At 69.3% G+C, this 3,314-nt stretch carries 1 protein-coding gene; it reads right to left on the reverse strand.

Annotation, left to right across the window (positions count from 1 at the left end):
- Positions 1-3,263, reverse strand: a 3,263-nt coding sequence (locus ACIBCJ_RS35555; protein ID WP_399284361.1) for an amino acid adenylation domain-containing protein, incomplete at its 3' end; no start/stop codon positions are given.
- Between the last annotated feature and the right edge of the window lie 51 nt (positions 3,264-3,314).

The raw sequence follows: 3,314 nt of genomic DNA on the forward strand, positions 1-3,314 counted from the left end.
AACGCACCGGCCAGCCACGGCGAACGAGGCAACGCGACCGCCACCACCCGCTCCGCACCAGCACCCCGGCCCACCAGCACCCGCGCCAACCGACCGGCCCACGCGTTCAACCGCGCATACGACCACGACTCCTCACCGAACACCACCGCCTCGGCCCCCGGCGTCCGCACCACCTGAGCCTCGAACAACCCCACCGCACACCCGGCCGGCACACTGCGACCCGTGTCGTTCCACCCATGCAGCAGCCGCTCACGCTCCTCCTCACCCAGCAGATCCACCTCACCGATCCGCTGCCCCGGCCGCACCGACAACTCGGCCAACAAACGCGTGAAACGATCGACAAAGGACACAGCCGTACCCTCGTCGAAAAGATCAGTGCTGTACTCCAGCAGCCCACTGACCTCACCACCCGACTGCTCCTCCAAATTGAAGAACAGATCGAACTTCGACGTCGTCGAACGATAACTCTCCTCCGACAGACGCAGATCACCCAACTCCAACTCGACATCAGGCGTGTTCTGCAAAGCCAGCATGACCTGAAAGAGAGGATGCCGGCCCATCGAACGGACCGGATTCAGTTCCTCCACCAACCGCTCGAACGGCACATCCTGATGAGCGAACGCAGCCAGACTCGTCTCACGAACCTGCACCACCAGATCATCGAAACGCGGGTCACCCGAAGTATCCGCACGCAGCACAAGAGTGTTGACGAAGAACCCGATCAGGTCGTCCAACTTCTCGTCCAGCCGGCCCGCGACAGGAGTACCGATCGGCACGTCCGTGCCCGCACCCAACCGCGTCAGGAGCGCGGCAAGCGCCGCCTGCAGAACCATGAAGAGACTGCTGCGGGCGTCCCGGGCCACCCCACGCAACCGCTCCACCACCACCGCGTCGACGGTGAACCCGACGCTCGCGCCGCGCCCACTGCTCACTGGCGGACGGGGACGGTCCCGCGGCAGTTCCAGTTCCTCCGGCAGGCCCGCCAGTGCCCCACGCCAGTAGGCCAGCTGAGCGGAGAGCACACTCTCCGGGTCGGACGCCTCACCCAGGAACTCCCGCTGCCACAACGTGTAGTCGGCGTACTGCACCGGCAGCGGCTGCCACCCGGGCACACCCCCCGCCAACCTGGCCTGATAGGCAACCGCCACGTCCCGCGCCAACGGCGCCAGCGAAGAGCCGTCCCCCGCGATGTGGTGCAACACCAGAACCAGCACGTGCTCCCGCTCGTCCAGGGAGAACAACCACGCCCGCAACGGCAGATCACACGTCACGTCGAAGGGATGCACCGACGCGGCCGCCACCAGCGACTCCACCTCGGCGCCGCTCACGGCGCGCACCGCCAACGGGGGCACGGCGTCCCCGGCGGCCACCACCTGCTGGACCACCACGCCTTCGGTCTCGACATAGCGGGTGCGCAGCACCTCGTGCCGCTCGACCACGTCGGCCAGCGCGCCTCGCAGTGCCGCCGCGTCCACCGCACCGGTCAGACGCAGCACCATCGGAATGTTGTAGGCCGCACGGCTCTCACCGTCGAAGCGGTTCAGGAACCACAGCCGCGTCTGCGCATACGACAACGGCAGCAGACGCGGCCGCCGTGCCGGGAGCAGCACCGGTCGCACCGGGTCCGCCCCGCCCCCGCCCTCGTCGAGTCGCGCGGCGAGAGCCGCCACCGTAGGCACCTCGAACAACCAACGGATCGGAACCTCCGCCTCGCACGCCTCCCGCACCCGGCTCACCACCCGCGTCGCCAGCAGGGAGTGACCGCCCAGGAGGAAGAAGTCGTCGTGGACACCGACCTCCTCCCGGTCCAGCACCTCGGCCCAGATCGCCGTCAGCCGCGCCTCGGTCTCCGTGCGGGGCGCCACGAACTCCACCCCGGTGTCCTGGTCGGGTTCGGGCAGCGCACGGGCGTCGAGCTTGCCGTTCGGGGTGAGCGGCAGGGCCTCCAGGACCACGTACGAGGTGGGCACCATGTGGTCGGGCAGGTTGCCGGTGAGGTGTTGGCGGAGCAAGCCGGGGTCGGGGGTGGTGCCGGGTTCGGGGACGAGGTAGGCGGCGAGGGTCTTGCCGGTGGGTCCCGTGCGGGCGACGACGACGGCCTGTGCGACCTGGTCGTGCTTGCGCAGGGCCGCCTCGATCTCGCCGGGTTCGATGCGGAAGCCGCGGATCTTGACCTGCCGGTCGGCACGTCCGGTGAAATGCAGCCGGCCGTCGCTGCTCCAGCGGGCCAGGTCCCCCGTGCGGTACATGCGCCCGCCACCGGGAGTGAAGGGATCGGGCACGAAGCGTTCGGCGGTCAGGGCGGGCCGCTCGTGATAACCGCGCGCCACTCCGGCACCCGCGAGATACAGCTCCCCGACGACCCCGGTCGGCACCGGACGAAGCTCCCCGTCCAGGACGTAGACCCGGGCGTTGTCGATCGGGGTGCCGATCGGTGCCACGACCGGCCAGGCGCCGGGGTCACCGGCCGACGTGCCGCTGGTGACGGCGTGCGTCTCCGCCGGACCGTAGACGTTGTGCAGGCGCCGTCCCGGCACCGCGGCGCAGAAGTCGCGCAGCCGTTGGCTGATGACGAGGGCCTCACCGCCCTGGAAGAAGTCGGTGAGCGAGGCCAGCTTGCTGCCCCGGGTCTCGGCCGCCTCCAGGAGCGATTCGATGACCAGGGTCGGTGCGAAGATCTCGTTCACCTGGTGCCGGTCGATCCACCCCACGAGTTCGTCGAGGTCGCGTCGGATCGTCTCGGAGGGGACGACCAGCACGCCACCCGACACGAGGGGCGCCAGAATCTCTTCGAGGGAGAAGTCGAAGCCGATGGCGGTGAGTTGGGCGGTGCGTCGTGGGGCGGTGCCGGTGAAGGTCGCGGTGTGCCAGGTGAGGAGGTTGGTCAGTCCCTCGTGCGGCATGACGACCGCCTTGGGCCGCCCGGTGGAACCCGACGTGTACACCACGTAGGCCGGATGCTGCGCGTCCGGCACACCCGCAGACTGCTCCCCCACTCCCGGATCCTCGCCGGATTCGTCCTCCCCCGCAGAGGCTTCCGCCCCCCACTCCTCCTCGTCCAGTACCAGCAGCGCGTCCCCCAGGTCGTACTCCCGGGCCGTGGCAGCATCCGTCACCACCAGCAAAGGACGAGCATCCTCCAGCATCAACCGCAACCGCTCCGCCGGATACTCCAGATCCAACGGCAGATACGCCGCACCGGACTTGAGAACCCCCAGCAACGCACCGGCCAGCCACGGCGAACGAGGCAACGCGACCGCCACCACCCGCTCCGCACCAGCACCCCGGCCCACCAGCACCCGCGCCAACCGACC

The organism is Streptomyces sp. NPDC051136 (genome assembly GCF_044455745.1).
Classification (GTDB): Bacteria; Actinomycetota; Actinomycetes; order Streptomycetales; family Streptomycetaceae; genus Streptomyces.